Annotated in this window: 15 protein-coding genes and 1 riboswitch; of the genes, 14 read left to right on the top strand and 1 reads right to left on the bottom strand. The window is 36.8% G+C overall.

All coding sequences use genetic code 11. The features are described 5' to 3' along the window. The first annotated feature begins 6 nt into the window (after positions 1–6). The 9 genes from cysD (at position 7) to metF (ending at position 12,161) form a co-directional block, all read left to right on the top strand. Positions 7–906: a sulfate adenylyltransferase subunit CysD gene (gene cysD / locus ACNQGN_RS16440; protein WP_417988923.1), complete on the top strand. Its 900-nt coding sequence runs from the start codon at positions 7–9 to the stop codon at positions 904–906. Between the two features lie 128 nt (positions 907–1,034). Then, entirely contained in the window at positions 1,035–2,279 is a 1,245-nt protein-coding gene (locus ACNQGN_RS16435; RefSeq protein ID WP_417988922.1) for a sulfate adenylyltransferase subunit 1, read from the top strand. Positions 2,280–2,310: 31 nt separating this feature from the next. Further along, positions 2,311–4,401: a nitrite reductase gene (locus tag ACNQGN_RS16430; protein WP_417988921.1), complete on the top strand. Its 2,091-nt coding sequence runs from the start codon at positions 2,311–2,313 to the stop codon at positions 4,399–4,401. Then, positions 4,394–5,167: a uroporphyrinogen-III C-methyltransferase gene (gene cobA / locus ACNQGN_RS16425; RefSeq protein WP_417988920.1), complete on the top strand. Its 774-nt coding sequence runs from the start codon at positions 4,394–4,396 to the stop codon at positions 5,165–5,167. Before ACNQGN_RS16430 ends, cobA begins: the two co-directional genes overlap by 8 nt. Positions 5,168–5,169: 2 nt before the next feature. Next, on the top strand, positions 5,170–5,751 hold the full coding sequence (locus ACNQGN_RS16420) for a precorrin-2 dehydrogenase/sirohydrochlorin ferrochelatase family protein (protein WP_417988919.1): 582 nt from the start codon (positions 5,170–5,172) through the stop codon (positions 5,749–5,751). A 107-nt stretch (positions 5,752–5,858) separates the two neighbouring features. Further along, a complete protein-coding gene (locus ACNQGN_RS16415) occupies positions 5,859–6,911 on the top strand; it encodes an NAD(P)/FAD-dependent oxidoreductase (protein WP_417988918.1) in 1,053 nt (350 codons plus the stop codon). Positions 6,912–6,991: 80 nt separating this feature from the next. Further along, positions 6,992–7,109: riboswitch (SAM riboswitch) on the top strand. A gap of 232 nt (positions 7,110–7,341) precedes the next feature. Continuing rightward, entirely contained in the window at positions 7,342–8,343 is a 1,002-nt protein-coding gene (locus ACNQGN_RS16410; protein ID WP_417988917.1) for a homocysteine S-methyltransferase family protein, read from the top strand. 77 nt (positions 8,344–8,420) lie between these two features. Beyond that, the gene (metH, locus tag ACNQGN_RS16405) at positions 8,421–11,096 is read left to right on the top strand and encodes a methionine synthase (protein WP_417988916.1); all 2,676 of its coding nucleotides are present in this window, start codon (positions 8,421–8,423) and stop codon (positions 11,094–11,096) included. 108 nt (positions 11,097–11,204) lie between these two features. Next, entirely contained in the window at positions 11,205–12,161 is a 957-nt protein-coding gene (gene metF, locus ACNQGN_RS16400; RefSeq protein ID WP_417988915.1) for a methylenetetrahydrofolate reductase [NAD(P)H], read from the top strand. Between the two features lie 100 nt (positions 12,162–12,261). On the opposite strand, the gene gldA is transcribed toward metF, so the two are convergent. Further along, positions 12,262–13,158, bottom strand: coding sequence for a gliding motility-associated ABC transporter ATP-binding subunit GldA (gene gldA / locus ACNQGN_RS16395; RefSeq protein WP_417988914.1), 897 nt, complete (start codon positions 13,156–13,158; stop codon positions 12,262–12,264). A 148-nt stretch (positions 13,159–13,306) separates the two neighbouring features. On the opposite strand from gldA, the gene ACNQGN_RS16390 reads away from it, so the two are divergent. The 5 genes from ACNQGN_RS16390 (at position 13,307) to ACNQGN_RS16370 (ending at position 19,180) form a co-directional block, all read left to right on the top strand. Continuing rightward, complete coding sequence (locus ACNQGN_RS16390) at positions 13,307–14,560, top strand: dicarboxylate/amino acid:cation symporter (RefSeq protein WP_417988913.1); 1,254 nt, start codon at positions 13,307–13,309, stop codon at positions 14,558–14,560. Positions 14,561–15,026: 466 nt separating this feature from the next. Continuing rightward, entirely contained in the window at positions 15,027–15,854 is an 828-nt protein-coding gene (locus tag ACNQGN_RS16385) for a prephenate dehydratase (protein WP_417988912.1), read from the top strand. Further along, positions 15,851–16,999 (top strand): pyridoxal phosphate-dependent aminotransferase, encoded by a 1,149-nt coding sequence (locus ACNQGN_RS16380; protein ID WP_417988911.1) that lies wholly within the window; start codon positions 15,851–15,853, stop codon positions 16,997–16,999. Before ACNQGN_RS16385 ends, ACNQGN_RS16380 begins: the two co-directional genes overlap by 4 nt. Positions 17,000–17,164: 165 nt before the next feature. After that, positions 17,165–18,022: a prephenate dehydrogenase gene (locus ACNQGN_RS16375; RefSeq protein WP_417988910.1), complete on the top strand. Its 858-nt coding sequence runs from the start codon at positions 17,165–17,167 to the stop codon at positions 18,020–18,022. Between the two features lie 75 nt (positions 18,023–18,097). Then, entirely contained in the window at positions 18,098–19,180 is a 1,083-nt protein-coding gene (locus ACNQGN_RS16370) for a chorismate mutase (protein ID WP_417988909.1), read from the top strand. The last annotated feature ends 247 nt before the right edge of the window (positions 19,181–19,427 follow it).

Here is a 19,427-nt window from a genome sequence, read left to right as displayed (position 1 = left end):
AGAATAATGAGTTCAGTATTAAAAACAAACGCTTTAGAAAGCGAAGCGATATACATTTTCAGAGAAGTTATTTCTCAATTTGACAAGCCAGTTTTGCTTTTCTCTGGTGGAAAAGATTCAATAACATTGGTGCGTCTGGCACAAAAAGCTTTTTTTCCTGCAAAAATTCCTTTCCCATTATTACACGTGGATACAGGACATAATTTTCCGGAAACGATTGAATTTAGAGACAGATTAGTTGCTGAATTAGGATTGGAACTAATCGTTCGTAATGTTCAGGATGCTATTGACCAGGGGAAAGTAGTAGAAGAAACCGGGAAATATTCCAGCAGAAACAGTTTGCAGACGATAACACTTTTGGATGCTATTGAAGAATTCAAGTTTGATGCTTGTATCGGTGGTGCGCGAAGAGATGAAGAAAAAGCAAGAGCCAAAGAGCGTATTTTTTCTGTTCGTGATGATTTCGGTCAATGGGATGAGAAGAATCAACGCCCTGAATTGTTTGATATTTTGAACGGAAAAATTGAAAATGGTCAGAACGTTCGTGTTTTTCCAATTTCAAACTGGACAGAACTTGATGTTTGGAGTTATATTGAAGAAGAGCAAATTGAAATTCCATCTATTTACTTTTCTCATAAACGTAAAGTATTCTTGAGAGATGGTATGATTTGGTCACATTCTCCGTTTGTATTTCAAGAAGAAGATGAAGCGATCGAAGAAAGGATTGTTCGTTTTAGAACTGTTGGAGATATGAGTTGTACTGCTGCTGTAGATTCTTATGCAGCAACTATTCAGGAAGTAGTTGGTGAAATCAGATCTTCTACTATCTCTGAAAGAGGAGCCAGAATTGATGACAAGCGTTCTGAAGCTGCGATGGAAAAAAGAAAACAACAAGGTTACTTTTAGAATTATTTTAAATTGTAAGTTTTAATTTTTTTCTAAACTTAAAATTTGTAATTGCTTGTCGGTTTGTCTTTTAGGATCGGTCAAGATTTAAAATAATTATTTCAAAACATTTAAAATAAAAAAAACTGATGGAAGTTTTAAAAATAGCAACAGCAGGAAGTGTAGATGACGGAAAAAGTACATTAATCGGAAGATTATTATACGATACAAAATCGTTGACTACAGATAAGATTGAAGCAATAGAAAAAAGCAGCAAGCAAAAAGGATACGATTACCTGGATTTTTCATTGGCTACCGATGGTTTGGTTGCTGAAAGAGAACAGGGAATCACTATTGATGTGGCTCACATTTATTTTTCTACTGCGAAAAAAAGTTACATCATTGCCGATACTCCGGGTCACGTAGAATATACAAGAAACATGGTTACCGGAGCTTCAACTTCACAAGTTTCAATTATTTTGATAGATGCTCGTAAAGGCGTTATTGAGCAAACGTACAGACACTTTTTTATCAATAATTTATTGAGAGTAAAAGAAGTTATTGTTGCTGTAAATAAAATGGATTTGGTTGATTATTCGGAAGAAGTGTACAACAAAATCAAAGCTGATTTTCAAGCATTGAATGCAAAAAGCACTTTCAAGGAACAAACCGTTAGTTATATTCCGTTAAGTGCTATCAACGGCGGGAACGTGGTTGATAAATCAGAAAACATGCCTTGGTATACCGGACAAACGGTATTGGAACATTTGGAAGCTTTAGAGCCAAAAGACGTTTACGAAAAAGGACAGGCCCGTTTCCCGGTTCAAACGGTAATCAGGCCAAAAACGGAAGAGTACCATGATTTTAGAGGATACGCAGGGAAATTATACGGAGATAGTATTAAAGTTGGAGATGCGGTAACGGTTCTTCCTTCTTTGACAGAATCTAAAGTGAGTACTATTCATTTTTTTGACAAACAATATGACGAAGCTACTGCCGGTTCCTCTATTACAATTGAATTGGAAAATGATATTAATGTGACAAGAGGAGATATGATTGTAAAATCAAATGAGCTTCCTAAGATCGAAAAAGATATCAATACTACCGTTTGTTGGATGGACAGCAAAAAGTTAGTTCCGGGAACAAAATATTTTATACAGCACAATACCAATAGGGTTTTGGCGAAAATTGAAAGTGTGAAAAATGTGATTGCAACAGATTATTCGGGTTCGACTCCGGCAACTCAGTTGGCAATTAATGAAATAGGTGAAGTAAATATTAAGTTGAGTAAAGCTTTGTATTTTGATGCCTATAACGACAACAAATCAAATGGAGCTTTTATTTTAATTGATGCCGCAACCAATACAACTGCAGGAGTTGGTTTTATTAACTAAACCAGGCTTTTGCTAAAAAACATAACTACAGATGCAAAGTTTTAGAACCGAAATAGAAGATCCGATTGTCCAAAAAGACATTATCGATTTAGAGAGAAAAATTGCTTTATTCCGTGATGGGAAAATTGATGACGAGCGTTTCCGTAGCCTGCGTTTGGCTAGAGGAGTTTACGGCCAACGTCAGGAAGGCGTACAAATGATTCGTATCAAATTGCCTTTTGGTAAAGTGACCAGCGAACAATTGTTGCGTATAACTAAAGTTTCTGATGAATATTCAACAGGACGTTTGCACATTACAACGCGTCAGGATATCCAGATTCACTATGTAAGTCTGGACAAAACGCCACAACTTTGGGCAGAACTGGAAAAAGATGATGTTACACTTCGGGAAGCTTGTGGGAACACCGTAAGAAATATTACCGCTAGTGAAACAGCCGGAATCGATGCGGATGAACCTTTTGATGTTTCGCCTTATGCTTATGCGATGTTTCAATTTTTATTGAGAAATCCAGTTTGTCAGGAAATGGGACGTAAATTCAAAATGTCATTTTCATCTTCGGATAAGGATACTGCTTTGAGTTATTTGCATGATTTAGGATTTATTCCAAAAATTGTAAATGGAGAAAGAGGATTTAAAGTAATGTTGGGCGGGGGATTAGGTTCTCAGCCAAGTCATGCTGAATTGTTATCGGAATTTATTCCGGTAAATCAGATTATTCCAACAACTGAAGGGGTTTTAAGAATATTTGACCGTTATGGAGAAAGAGCTAAACGTTTGAAAGCACGTATGAAATTCTTAATAAAAGATTTAGGAAGAGACGAGTTTTTACGATTGGTTGAAGAAGAGAAAAAAGCATTATCCTACCAAACTGTTGAAATAGATACTACCGCTTTTGACGGTGGAATTCCAGCTCCTTTATTGGTAGCGCCAAAAGTGGTTATCGAAGATACTGCTGCTTTTGAAGCTTGGAAAAAATCGAATGTGATTCCACAGAAACAAGCAGGGTATGTAGCTATTGGGATTAAAGTACTTTTGGGAGATTTTTATACTGATAAAGCGAGATTATTAGCGGATTTGATTAAAAATTATGCAGCGAATGAATTGCGTTTTTCTTTGAGACAAAACATTGTTATTCGTCACGTAAAAGAAGAAGATTTAGCCTTTTTCTACCAGGAATTAGCGAAGCTTGATTTTGTAGCATTGGGATACGATGGCACTGCAGATATAACGGCTTGTCCGGGAACAGATACTTGTAATTTAGGAATTGCAAGCAGTACCGGAATTGCAGTAGAACTAGAAAGAGTTTTAGAGAAAGAATATCCGCAATACCGCAATAATCAGGAAATCACGATTAAAATTAGTGGTTGTATGAATGCTTGTGGACAACACAATATGGCGCAAATTGGTTTTCAGGGAATGTCTATCAATTCTGGAAAATTAGTAGCACCAGCACTTCAAGTGCTATTGGGTGGAGGAAACTTAGGAAATGGAGCAGGAAGATTTTCTGATAAAGTAATCAAAATTCCAAGTAGAAGAGGACCAGATGCGTTGCGTTTTATCTTAAATGATTTTGATGCCAATGCAAACGGACAATCATTCCTGGAGTATTATGATGCTAAGGGAGAGAAATATTTCTACGAATTTTTGAAACCATTGGCTGATTTGACTAATCTTACCGAAGCTGATTTTATAGATTGGGGAAATGCCGATAACTATGTAAAAGCAGTTGGAGTAGGAGAATGTGCAGGTGTAGTAATTGATTTAGTGGCTACATTAATATTGGAAGCCAAAGACAAATTGACTTTCGCACAGGAAGCTTTCGAAGATGAAAAATGGGCGGATGCTATTTATTTAGCGTATGCTGGTTTTGTAAATGGTGCTAAAGCGTTATTGCTCGCTGAAAACCAAAAAACGAATCACCATGCAGGAATTATCGATTTGTTTGATACTGTTTTTATCGAAACCAGTAAAATTAATTTGAATTCGTCTTTCAAAGGTTTAGTATATCAAATCAAGGACAATGAGCCTTCTGCGGAATTTGCACAAAAATACATTCAGGAAGCAGTTTCGTTTTTTGAAAATATTGAAAACTACAGAGCAAAAGATATCGCTAATGCATAATACAATACAACCTAAAGTAACTTTAGTAGGTGCTGGTCCTGGTGATCCGGATCTGCTTACTCTCAAAGGAGTAAAAGCACTTGCTGAAGCGAACGTGGTTTTGTATGATGCGCTGGCCAATGAAGAAATAATGAATCACGCTCCGAAAAATGCCATAAAAATATTTGTGGGTAAAAGAATTGGAGCACACGAATATTCGCAAGACCAAATCAATCAGTTGATTGTAGACAATGCCCTGACCTATGGAAAGGTGGTGCGTTTGAAAGGTGGAGATCCATTTATTTTTGGTCGTGGAAGCGAAGAAATAGAATATGCAGAAAGTTTTGGAATCCCTACATTTGTAGTTCCTGGAATTTCATCGGCAATTGCGGTTCCCGCTTATCAGGGAATTTCTTTGACAAAAAGAGGTGTTTCGGAAAGTTTTTGGGTAATTACAGGTACAACTTCGGACAGAAATTTGTCCACTGATGTAGCACTTGCAGCACAATCATCTGCCACTGTTGTGATTTTGATGGGGATGAGTAAATTAGCACAAATTGTTGCTTTATTCCAAAAAGAATCCAAAGGAGAAACTCCCGTTGCGATTATTCAAAATGGAACTACTGCGCAGGAAAAAGTTGGTGTTGGAACGATTAACACTATCCAGGAAGTTGTGACGCAGCACAAATTAAGTTCACCGGCGATAATTGTTATTGGAGAAGTGGTAAAAGAAAGCAGTAAGTTAAAAGGGTTTTACGAAGAGTTTATAGCATCTGAAATACGATAAAAATGGAAAGGAACGAATTATATCCAATATTTTTAAAATTACACAACCTCAATGTGCTTATTGTGGGCGGAGGAAATGTGGGTTTGGAAAAGTTATCGTTTATGCTAAAATCGAGTCCAAATGCAACTGTTGAGGTGGTTGCGCCAACGTTTTTGCCGGAACTGGAAGCGCTGGTTGAAAAGCATCCTTCGGTGCAACTGACCCAAGCGAAGTTCAAGAAAAAAATGTTGAAGAAACGGCATATGGTTATTGCCTGTACCGATGATCCGAAAGTAAATAAAAGGGTATTTGATTTATCCCGAAAAAGATATTTGATTTGCAATATTGCCGATACACCACCATTATGTGATTATTATTTGGGAGGAATTGTAACGAAAGGAAATGTGAAAATTGCGATTTCAACCAATGGTAAATCACCTACAACGGCCAAAAGATTACGAGAATTTTTCGAAGAAATTATCCCGGATGATATCAATAAAATGGTCGAAAACCTAAATGAATATCGTAAAACGCTAAAAGGAAATTTCGAAGAAAAAGTTCAAAAGATGAATGAAATTACCGAAGCGTTAAAAAACAAAGAATAAAAGAGCCACTCAGTAACAAATGATATTTATCATTTAAAACAGTAAAAATCAGACGTTACTTTACAGTAAAATAGTTTAGCATAATTACACATATAAAGAATAGAAAAATGGTTAAAACAGACATATTAATTATAGGAGCCGGACCAACAGGTTTATTTGCAGTTTTTGAAGCAGGATTGTTAAAGCTAAAATGTCATATTTTAGATGCACTGCCACAAGCGGGCGGACAACTTTCAGAATTGTATCCCAAAAAACCTATTTATGATATTCCGGGTTTTCCCGAAGTATTAGCGGGTGATTTAGTTGATAATTTGATGGAGCAAATCAAACAATTTGAGCCGGGTTTTACCCTTGGCGAACGCGCAGAAACAATAGCAAAACAAGAAGACGGAAGTTTTATTGTAACCTCAAATAAAGGAAAGAAATTTCATGCTTCGGTTGTCGCTATTGCTGGTGGATTAGGAAGTTTTGAGCCAAGAAAACCACTTATCGAAGACATCGAATTTTACGAAGATAAAGGGATAAAATATTTTATCAAGAATCCAGAAAAATTCAGAGACAAAAGAGTTGTTATTGCCGGTGGTGGTGATTCTGCTTTAGACTGGAGTATTTTCTTATCTAATGTAGCTTCTGAGGTGACTTTGATTCACAGAAGAAATGAATTTAGAGGAGCTTTAGATTCTGTAGAAAAAGTACAGGAATTGAAAGATTTAGGAAAAATAAGAATGATTACGCCAGCAGAAGTAATTGGATTGAATGGTGCCGAGCATTTAGAATCAATTGATATTGAGGAAAATGGAGCGCACAGAACCATTCCTACGGATTATTTCATTCCGCTTTTTGGATTAACTCCAAAATTGGGACCTATTGGAGACTGGGGATTAGATATTGAAAAAAATGCAATCAAGGTAAATAACGCATTGGATTACCAAACTAACATTCCGGGGATTTTTGCCATTGGTGATGTAAATACCTACCCAGGAAAATTAAAATTGATTCTTTGTGGATTCCATGAAGCGACTTTAATGTGTCAGGCAGCGTACCAAATTATCAATCCAGGTAAAAAATATGTATTGAAATATACTACAGTTTCTGGTGTTGACGGATTTGACGGAACCCGTAAAGAGGCTCCAAAAGCTGTGGTAAAAGCCATAGTATAAAACTAATAAAAAAATATAGCGTTAATACTTGCAATTATTAACGCTATGTCTTTACTTTGCAGTGTTCCTATATTTATTGAAAGTTATCACGAAAGGCGGAGGGAAAGACCCGATGAAACCTTAGCAACCCTTTATCTTTAAAGAAGGTGCTACATTCTACTTTATACTGAGCTATTCAGTGTCTAAGATAGATAACATAAGAATACTTCCATAGTATTTCTCAAACCTTTTCTTGACAACATAACGATATTTTTTAGAGCAAATGATTGGCGCAATTTTTGCCGTCATTATTCCCGATTTCTGCTACTGTATTTTATTTTTTTAAAGAAAAAAGTAAAATAATTTTCAGTGTAGTCAGGGGCTAAAGTATAAAAAATAGTGTTTTTATGGTTTTGTTTTAACCATTAAAGCACAATAATAAAAAAATAAAATGTCAAGTATTCAAGAAGCCATTAAAAAAAACATACTCGTACTCGATGGAGCTATGGGAACCATGTTACAACGCTACAATTTTTCGGAAGAAGATTTTCGTGGAGAACGTTTCAAAGACTTTCCACATTCGTTAAAAGGGAACAACGATTTATTATCACTAACGCAACCGCAAGCCATTCGTGCAGTTCACGCAGCCTATTTTGAAGCGGGAGCAGATATTGTTGAAACCAATACTTTTTCCGGAACGACCATCGGAATGGCGGATTACCATCTCGAAGACATAGTGTACGAACTCAACTACGAATCGGCCAGAATTGCCCGTGAAGTGGCGGATGAATTCACAGCAAAAAATCCAGACAAACCTCGTTTTGTAGCTGGTTCGATAGGACCAACAAACAGAACGGCAAGCATGTCACCCGATGTAAACGATCCAGGATACAGAGCCGTTACTTTTGATGATTTACGCATTGCCTACAAACAACAGGTGGAAGCTTTGATTGATGGAGGAAGTGATGTGCTTTTAGTAGAAACCATTTTCGATACTTTAAATGCCAAAGCGGCACTTTTTGCTATCGAAGAAGTCAAAGACGAGCGCAATATCGATATTCCAATCATGGTTTCAGGAACAATTACCGATGCATCAGGAAGAACACTTTCGGGTCAGACCGTTGAAGCTTTTTTGGTTTCGGTTTCGCACATTCCATTGTTGAGTGTTGGTTTTAATTGTGCTTTAGGAGCCGATTTGCTCAAACCGTATCTGCAAACTTTGTCGCACAATACTTCTTTCAATATATCGGCGCATCCTAACGCGGGATTGCCAAATGCATTCGGAGAGTATGATGAAACACCAGAACAGACACAAGCATTCATCAAAGAATATTTAGACGATAATTTAGTAAATATCATAGGCGGTTGTTGTGGAACAACGCCAGAACACATCAAGTTGATTGCTGATATCGCAAAGGAGTATAAACCTAGAGTATCAACAGCAACAATGTAAAAGCGAGGCGCGATTTATTGCGTCTGAATTATAGCCGTCAGTTTATTATAATTAATTGCGGCAAAAAAAAATAAAAAATGGCACAAGAAACTAGAAAAAACCTTGTATTATCGGGATTAGAGCCTTTAATCATTACGCCGGACAGCGTTTTTGTGAATATTGGTGAAAGAACCAATGTTACAGGATCTAGAAAATTCCTTCGATTAATTAAGGAAGAAAAATACGAAGAAGCACTAAGTATTGCAAAAGAGCAAGTAGAAGGTGGCGCGCAAATCATCGATATTAATATGGATGAGGGGATGCTGGATGGCGAATATGCTATGACAAAGTTCCTAAATTTAATTGCTGCTGAACCTGATATTTCCAGAGTTCCAATTATGATTGACAGCTCAAAATGGGATATTATCGAAGCAGGTCTGAAAGTAGTACAAGGAAAAAGTGTTGTGAACTCGATTTCGTTAAAAGAGGGGGAAGAACAATTTATTCATCACGCCAAATTAATCAAGCGGTACGGAGCTGCGGCAATTATTATGGCCTTTGATGAAACCGGACAAGCTGATAATTTTGAGCGTCGAGTAGAAATCTGCCAGCGTTCGTATGACATTTTGGTAAACAAAGTTGGTTTTCCTGCGCAAGACATCATTTTTGACCTGAATATATTTCCGGTAGCAACAGGAATGGAAGAGCATCGCCTGAACGCACTGGATTTCTTTAGAGGAACGAAATGGGTTAGAGAAAATCTTCCTCATGCGCATATTAGCGGTGGGGTGAGTAATGTTTCCTTTTCGTTTAGAGGAAATGATACCGTTCGTGAAGCCATGCACTCGGTATTTTTATACCATGCGATTCAAAATGGTATGACCATGGGAATCGTGAATCCGGAAATGCTTTCAATCTACGACGAAATTCCAAAAGACCTACTGGAACATGTTGAAGATGTAATTCTGAACAGGCGTGATGATGCAACGGAAAGATTATTGGATTTTGCTGAAAATGTAAAAGGGGATGCCAAGAGTACGGAGAAAACAGTTCAGGAATGGCGTTCAGGAACTATTCAGGAACGATTAACACATTCGTTAGTAAAAGGAGTTGATGAATTTATAGAAATTGATGTAGAGGAAGCGCGACAGGCAGCAACAAAACCTATCGAAGTAATCGAAATCAACTTAATGGCCGGAATGAATGTCGTTGGGGATTTATTTGGTTCGGGTAAGATGTTTTTGCCACAAGTGGTAAAGTCAGCCCGTGTAATGAAGAAAGCAGTAGCTTATTTATTGCCATTTATTGAGGCGGAGAAGGACGGCGTTTCGAGTTTTGCAGGGCGTATATTAATGGCAACTGTAAAAGGTGACGTACACGATATTGGGAAAAATATTGTTTCGGTTGTTTTGGCTTGTAACAATTATGAAATCATTGATTTGGGCGTTATGGTTGCTCCGGAGAAAATCATCGCTGCAGCTATAGAGCACAACGTTGATATCATTGGGCTAAGCGGATTAATAACACCTTCACTTGATGAAATGGTGTATTTGGCTAAAGAATTGGACAAAAGAAACATAAAAATTCCTGTGATGATTGGTGGAGCAACGACCTCACGTGCGCACACTGCCGTGAAAATTGCGCCACAATATAGGGAAACTGTTATTCACGTAAATGATGCTTCAAGAGCCGTAACGGTTGCGGGGAATTTGTTGAATAGTGAGAAAAAAATATATGCAAGTGACATTAGAGCAGAATATGATGCTTTTAGAGAGACATTTCTGAATCGTTCACGAGACAAAAATTTCTTGACAATTGAGCAAGCTCGTGTCAATAAGCTGAAACTGGATTGGGAAAATTACAACCCGATAAAGCCTAATTTTATTGGAACTAAAACCATCGAAGTGGATTTGGATGTTTTGGTGCCTTATATTGACTGGACACCATTTTTTAGAACATGGGAATTGTTCGGAAAATATCCGGCGATTCTTACTGACACTGTCGTAGGCGAACAAGCGACATCTGTTTTTGCAGATGCCAAAGAAATGTTGGAAGTTATTTTGAAAGAAAAGAAATTGACCGCTAAAGGAATTTACGGGATTTTTCCAGCGAATCAGGTAAACGATGATGACATCGAATTGCGTGATGAAAGTGGAAAAGTTTTAGATAAATTCTTGACTTTACGTCAGCAATCGCAAAAAACTAAAGGCGCTCCAAACATCGCTTTGTCCGATTTTATTGCTCCGAAAGACAGTGGTAAAACGGATTATATGGGGGCTTTTTGTGTAACTACCGGTTTTGGTGTAGATGAATGGGCAGCCGAATTCGAAAAAGATTTAGACGATTACAATTCGATAATGGTCAAAGCACTGGCAGATCGTTTTGCAGAGGCTTTTGCAGAATATTTACACGAAAAAATCCGTAAAGAGATTTGGGGTTATTCATCCGACGAGGCTTTGAGTACTGAGGCAATGATTGCTGAGGATTACAAAGGAATTCGTCCGGCACCCGGTTATCCGGCCTGTCCAGACCATTTAGAAAAACCAACAATTTGGAAATTGCTAAATGTAGCAGAGGAAATTGGAGTGACTTTAACCGAAAGTATGGCAATGTGGCCTGCTTCTTCCGTTTCTGGATATTATTTTGGAAACCCGGAAAGCAAGTATTTTGGACTTGGAAAAATAAAAGAAGACCAGGTAATTGACTATGCTAAACGTAGAAGCATCCCGACCGAAGTGGCTATGAAATGGTTGAATCCGAATATAGCGGATTAATTGATTTATGATTGTTGATTATAAATTCTGAGCCCGGGCGATAGCCAACAGGCAAGGTATTTTAGATTTTCAATTCATGACTCAGAATTAATAATATATAATTTTATAATGAAAGTAACACAACATATTGAAGATTCAAAAGGAGAAACATTATTCTCTTTCGAAATTATTCCGCCTCAAAAAGGGAAAAGCATTCAGGAATTATACGATAATATTGATCCGTTGATGGAGTTCAAACCTCCTTTTATAGACGTAACCACTTCTCGCGAGGAATATATTTATGTTAATAAAGGCAATGGTTTATTAGAAAAAAAACTAACCAGAATGCGTCCGGGAACTCTCGGAATTTGTGCTTCTATAAAACACAAGTACAACGTAGATACGGTGCCTCACGTTCTTTGCGGAGGTTTTACCAAAGAAGAAACGGAGTATTTATTAGTGGATTGTCACTATTTAGGAATTGATAATGTAATGGCATTGCGTGGTGATGCAATGAAAGACGAACAGTCTTTCGTACCAAAAGAAGGCGGGAATGATTTTGCGGTTGATTTAGTGAAACAAATTAACCAGTTAAATTGCGGAAAGTACTTGCATGATGTAATGGATATTGACAACAAAGCTAATTTTTGCATTGGAGTTGCAGGTTATCCAGAGAAGCATTTGGAATCTCCTTCTTTAATCTCCGATTTGAAAAGGCTGAAAGAGAAAGTAGAGGCAGGTGCAGATTATGTGGTAACTCAAATGTTTTTTGACAATGCAAAGTATTTCGAGTTTGTTGCTAAAGCAAGAGAAATGGGGATTATGGTTCCTATTATCCCGGGGATTAAACCCATTGCAGTGCAAAGACATTTACAGGTATTGCCACAAATTTTCCGAATCGATTTGCCGGAAGATTTGATTCATGCCGTTGCGCTATGCAAGAATAATGCGGAAATCAGACAAGTAGGAATCGAATGGGCAATTCAACAATCATTAGAATTGAAAGCTGCCGGAGTTCCTGTTTTGCACTATTATTCTATGGGGAAATCAGAAAACATCAGACAGATCGCCAGTAAGGTTTTCTAGAAAAATTACGATACAAAAAAAAGCTTCCGGACTTTCAAAAGTCCGGAAGCTTTTTTTATAGCTATAGCGTCGTGGATCGCTATTTTTTGCAATCTGAAATTTACTTGGTGATCTCTCTAAAGACCGCTTCCAGATTCTTGTTCTTCTGATTCAGTTGTAAGGTTTTCAGTCCATTTGCATTTGCAAAATCAAAAACTGCTGGTCGCATGTCTTTGTCTGCTTTGAAAGTCAATAGCCAAATCATGTCGTGAGTATTTATGTAGGAAGTAAGATTTTCGAGTTTGGCAATTAATTGTTCTTCTATTTTATAGTCAAATTCTACTTCAATGACTTGTTCTTTATCTTCAGAAATTAAGGTGTCCAGTTTTTTATCGGCAACAATTTTACCATTATTGATGATGATTACACGATCGCAAATGGCTTCAACTTCCTGCATAATGTGCGTAGATAGAAAAACGGTTTTGTCTTTTCCTGCGTTTTTAATAACATTACGAATCTCGATTAATTGATTAGGGTCCAAACCTGTTGTCGGTTCATCGAGAATTAAAACATCTGGATTGTGTAACAATGCATTGGCAAGACCAACTCGTTGACGGTATCCTTTGGATAGTTGTGCTATTTTTTTATGGCTTTCAGAACTTAAGCCAGTTAATTGAATTACTTCTTCAATGCGTGATTTGGCTACTTTATAGACAGCAGCATTAAAAGCCAAATATTCTCGTACATACAAATCCAAATACAATGGATTGTGTTCCGGTAAATAGCCAATAGAAAGTTGTACCGCTTTTTGTTGGGTGTTTACATTATGTCCATTTACGATTGCAGTACCTTCATCGGCATTAATGTATGTTGTCAATATTTTCATTAAAGTCGATTTCCCGGCACCATTTGGACCTAAGAAACCAACAATTTCTCCTTTGTTAATGGAAAATGAAACGTTGTCCAGCGCTTTTTGGGCACCGTAGCTTTTGGATATGTTAGTAACTTCTATTGACATGGAATTTTATTTGTTGCAAAAGTAAACAGAATAATCATTGCTTTATTGTTTTTTACAGTTCATTACGTGAAAAGGTCTTAGTCAAAGTTTTTCAAAGCGGTACGATATTCTCTTTTAGATTTATATATTTACCATAAACTTTATGTATATGGATTTAAAAAACACGCAGTCGGGCAGTTTCTTGAAAAACTATAAAAGTATTTTATTACTGCTAGGTGGAATTCTTGCAGGAAGTATATTGGGTTTGGTTTTTGGGAAAGGAGTTGAGATCATTAAGCCATTGGGGGATATATTTCTGAATTTATTATTTACGGCGATCATTCCTTTGATATTTTTTACCATTTCCTCTTCGATTGCCAGTTTGGAAAAGACAGAAAAACTTGGAAAGTTGTTTGGCATCGTTATGGGCGTATTCTTAAGCACCGTATTGATTTCAGCAGTTTTGATGATTGTTGGCGTATTGTTATTTCCAATTCAGCAGGATATTATCATTTCAAAAATTCCTTTAGAATCGGTTTCCGAAAGTTCCGCAGGTTCTCAAATCACACAATTGCTTACTGCAGGTGACTTCTTTGAATTGTTGTCTCGTAAAAACATGTTAGCCCTCATTATATTTTCCTTTTTGATAGGATTTGCCAGTTTGCATTCGGGTGAAAAAGGGAAAGATTTTACTCGGTTTCTGAATTCAGGAAATGAAGTGATGAAGCAATTGCTGCACCTGATTATGAAAACGGCTCCAATTGGTTTGGGTGCTTATTTTGCCTATCAGGTTGGGATTTTTGGACCGCAATTATTTGGTGCTTATGCAAAACCTTTGGGGCTTTACTATGCCGTTTGTGCTTTTTACTTTGTCGTATTTTTTAGTTTATACGCTTTTATTGCCGGAGGAAGAAAGGGAGTGAATGTGTTCTGGAAAAATAATATTACCCCCTCGTTAACTGCCTTGGGAACTTGCAGCAGTATTGCGACGATTCCTGCCAATTTGGAAGGAGCAGAACAAATGAATATTCCGAGTCATATCAGGAATGTAGTTATTCCTTTGGGCGCGCCGCTGCATAAAGACGGTTCGAGTATGTCATCCATCATAAAGATTGCGGTTATTTTCGCAATGTTCGGAAAAGATTTTACGGATCCATATACATTGCTTACTGCGATCGGAATAACGGTAATCGTTTCGGTTGTCGAAGGCGGAATACCAAATGGGGGTTATATCGGTGAAATTCTGGCGATAACGGTTTATGGATTTCCTATGGAGCAGGCTTTACCCGCTGCGATGATTGTGGGGACCCTTGTAGACCCTATGGCGACGCTGTTGAACGCTAATGGCGACCTGGTTTCGGCGATGGTAGTGACCCGAATTGCGGAGGGGAAAAAATGGCTTTCGGCCAATTTGGCGGCATAAATTCCATTTTTATACTGGAACAGTCTAAAAATGAGTTCTGAAATTGGTAATTACCAGCAGTTTAGGAGTGCTTTTTTTACGTATTTTGCAATATAAAGTACTTTTAACAAAGAATTCTTTTTTTGTTACATAAAACTAAATATTTTTTTTGCTTGACTTGAAATAAGTTATACATTTGCATAGAAATTATTAAAAAACAGAGAATACAATGTCTAATAACCGTTTTTACTTTAGCAACACTTATTATTTCTTCTTTAGGAAGTAAGGGATTGTGCTATGGTTATTTGAAAAACAAAAAACAAATAAAACTAATATACAATCCTGATGAAAATCAGGATTTTTTTTTGAGTATATGTGAAATAAGCATAACAAAAAAAGGATAGGTGACGAATCAATATGTATGCGACCCGAGCTATAAAAACAAGTAAAGTGGTTTCATTTTCAATATAATAAACAATAACTCATAATGAGAACTAAGATTGCAATACAAGGTATAAAAGGCTCTTTCCATCATCAGGTGGCACAAGATTATTACTATCAAAATGTTGAGGTAGATGAGTGTCTGTCCTTTGAAGAATTGGTAGATAGTCTATTGTCCGGGAAATCAGACCAGGCAGTTATGGCTATAGAGAATTCTATTGCAGGTCCAATTATTCCGAATTATGCCTTGATTGATAAAAATAACCTGCACATTATTGGAGAACATTATCTGGATATCCATCAAAATTTAATGGCTTTGAAAGGTCAGGTAATGGATGATATTCTAGAGGTGCATTCGCATCCAATGGCATTATTGCAATGTATGGAGTTTTTGAAAAAATATCCAAACATCAAATTAGTTGAAGATAAAGATACTGCTGAAACAGCCAGAAGAATTCATCAAAATCAGTTGAAGGGAATTGCGGCAATTGCGAGTAAAACGGCTTCAGAAATGTATGAATTAGAAATTTTGGCTCCGGAAATTCAGACCATAAATAATAACATGACGCGATTTGTTATTATTAAAAAGGAGAATTCATTTGTAGAAGAGAATGAAATAAACAGAGCTTCGATCAAATTTGAATTGGATCACAAACGCGGAAGTTTAGCTGCAGTTCTGAATGTAATGAGTGATTGTAAATTGAATTTAACCAAAATACAATCGTTACCGAAAATAGAGACTCCCTGGAAATATTCTTTTTTTGTGGATGTTACGTTCGAAAAGTACGAAGATTATGCTAAGGCAAAAGCATTACTGACCATTATGGCAGAATACTTTAAAGTTTTAGGAGAATATAAAAACACAAAACCATGATTACGACAGCAAAACGACTGGATATAATTGAAGAATACTATTTCTCCTCGAAATTGAGAGAAGTAAGGCAACTGGCTTCTGAAGGGAAACCAATTATCAATATGGGTATTGGGAGCCCGGATTTGCAACCTTCGCAAGCGGTGATTGATGCAGTAGTTCTGGCAATGCAGGAGGAAAATGCACATCAATATCAAAGTTATCAAGGCGTGCCGGAATTGCGAAAAGGCATGGCCGATTTTTATAAAAACAACTTCAATGTTGTGGTGGATCCGATTACTGAGATTTTGCCTCTGATGGGTTCTAAAGAAGGGATTATGCATATTTCACTGGCTTTCCTGAATGAAGGTGATCATGTTTTGATTCCAAATCCAGGTTATCCAACGTATACTTCGGTAACTAATTTAGTGGGAGCAGTTCCAGTTTACTACGACTTAAAAGAAGTGAATAACTGGGAACCGGATTTTGAAGCATTGGAAAAATTAGATTTGTCTAAAGTGAAACTTATGTGGATTGGTTATCCTCATATGCCAACGGGAGCCAGAGGAAGTTTGGAGTTATTTGAAAAGTTGGTGGCTTTTGCTAAAAAGCATAAGATATTAATAGTGAATGACAATCCGTATAGTTTTGTCTTGAATGACAATCCAATGAGTTTGTTGCAGGTGGAAGGAGCTAAAGAGGTGGCTTTAGAATTGAATTCTTTGAGTAAGACTTTCAACATGGCAGGCTGGAGAGTTGGAATGGTTTTAGGAAATGCAGCTTGTATTGATGCAGTTTTGAAAGTGAAAAGCAACATGGACAGCGGCATGTTTTACGGGATTCAAAAAGGAGCGATTGAAGCATTGAAAAGTGACAAGACGTGGTTTGAATCGATGAATGCGATTTATAGAAAACGCAGGATTCTTACCGAACAACTGGCAGAGAAATTAGGATGTAAAGTTTATAAAGAAGGTGTTGGGTTATTTGTTTGGGCAAAATTGCCTGAGGGAATTGCATCGGCGGAGAAATTTATTGATGAAATTTTATATGACAAATCGATTTTCATTACGCCAGGTACAATTTTTGGTAGTAATGGAGAAGGGTATATACGATTTGCCCTCTGTGTAAAAGAGGAAATCGTGCAGGAAGCAATTGATAGATTTGCGTAACGCAGGGCGATGATTTAGAGCTTCGCACTAACGCTTAAGAAAAAAATATACGTTTAAAGGAAACTGAAGAGTTTAAGAAAAACGAGATGCCCTAGCGCTGATAGCATTGGAGAACTTTATAAAAGATTGAAACCAATAGCAGGAGTAGCTACAAAAAAACAAGAAATGAATATACACGTAATAGGAATAGGATTGATAGGTGGTTCGATGGTATTGGACATTAAAACACTGCATCCGGAAGCCAAAATTTATGGAATTGACACCAATGAAAGTCATTTGCAGGAAGCAATTGCTTTAGGAGTTGTTGATGGGGGTGCTACTTTTGAAGATTTAGCAGACTCCGATTTCGTAATCGTTTCTGTTCCGGTAGATGTTGCGTTGACTGTTTTGCCAAAGGTATTGGACGTTATTGGTGATAATACGATTGTCTTTGAAGTTGGTTCAACAAAAACACCTATTTGTGAAGCGGTTGCCAATCATCCTAAAAGAAGGAATTTTATAGCAACGCATCCTATAGCAGGAACAGAGTTTTCTGGGCCTTCTGCAGCGATAAAAGGATTGTTTAAAGGGAAGACAAATATTATTTGTGAGGTGGAGAAAACGACTTTCAAATTACAGGAAAAAGCGTTGCAACTTTTTACTGCTATGGGAATGAGAATTCGTTATATGGATCCGAAATCACATGACAAACACATCGCTTATGTCTCGCATTTGTCTCATATCAGCGCATTTATGCTTGGGAAAACGGTGATTAATAAAGAGAAAGACGAGCAGGATATTTTTGACATGGCAGGTTCCGGTTTTGAAAGTACAGTTCGTTTGGCCAAAAGTTCCCCTGCAATGTGGACGCCTATTTTTAAACAAAACAGGAAGCAGGTAGTAAAGACACTGGATGAATATATTTCTAATTTATCAAAGTTTAAGGAGTTATTAGAAAAGGAAGATTATGATGCAATTTATAATGAAATGCAGAGTGTGAATAAAATAAAGGAGATATTAAACGGAATAAATGTAAAAAAGTAAATCAGCTGGAATAGCAGTTTACAGTTAAAAAGAACAACACAGAATAAAATAATAAAAAATTAATAATTAGAAAAAATGGAAAACAAGAAAGAAATGAGAAATTGGCTGAACGAATTCAATTTGACTCATCCATTTGTGATCGCAGGACCTTGTAGTGCTGAAACAGAAGAACAAGTATTGAAAATTGCACATGAATTGAAAGATTCAGATGTAAGTGTTTTTAGAGCAGGAATTTGGAAACCAAGAACCCGTCCGGGAGGATTTGAAGGTGTTGGAGAAATAGGATTGAAATGGTTGCAAAAAGCAAAAGCAGAAACAGGTTTGCTAATGGGAACTGAAGTTGCAACTGCAGCGCACTGTAAATTGGCTTTAGAGCATGATATTGATGTGTTATGGGTAGGTGCTCGTACAACTGCAAATCCATTTGCGGTTCAGGAGATTGCAGATACATTAAAAGGAACAGATAAAATCGTATTGGTTAAAAACCCAGTAAATCCGGATATGGCTTTATGGCTTGGAGGAGTTGAGCGTTTGCATGCTGCTGGAATTAAGAATTTAGGAGTTATTCACAGAGGTTTTTCTACTTATGAGAAAACGAAATACAGAAATATTCCAGAATGGCAAATTGCTATTGAGTTGCAAAATAAATTTCCTGATTTACCTTTAATTATTGATCCATCTCATATTACAGGAAACCGTGATATGATTCTTGAAGTAACTCAGGAAGCATTGGATTTGAATTATGACGGTATGATCATCGAAACACACAATGACCCGGATAATGCTTGGAGTGATGCAGCTCAACAAGTTACACCAGACGCACTGAAACAAATTTTCAAAGATTTGAAAGTGAGAAAAGTAAGCGGTGATACGGATGAATTTACAAATAAGATGACAAAATTGAGAGCAAATATCGATGTTTTGGATGCTAACTTATTAGAATTGTTAGGGAAACGTATGAAAGTTGCTGACGAGATTGGTCAAGTAAAAAAGGACGCTAACGTTGCAGTACTGCAAAACAACCGTTGGAACGAAATCCAGGAGAAAATGATTTTGGAAGGTGGAAAAAAAGGATTGACAGAAGAATTTATAGTTAAATTATTCAAAAACATCCACCAGGAAAGTATTGGTCACCAGGAAAAAATATTGAACTCTTAATTAATTCAAATAAGTTACATTATTTTTCATCAAAGCCTACAATTTATTTGTAGGTTTTTTTTTGTACTATTGTGAATAGTAACAACACAATAAAAAGCAATGCAACACCTATAAAAAAATTAGCTGGCGGTTACGATAATTTTTCAAGAAAGCCCCCATACACTTGGGTCTTTAGACGGGGGATGAATTGAAAATGCAAATACTTCTAATCATTTTAGATATACAAGTGACAATTAAATACTTTTTT

The organism is Flavobacterium rhamnosi, assembly GCF_048286515.1.
GTDB lineage: Bacteria > Bacteroidota > Bacteroidia > Flavobacteriales > Flavobacteriaceae > Flavobacterium.
Note: the sequence above shows the minus strand (reverse complement) of the source record. Positions and strands in the feature narration are given on the sequence as shown.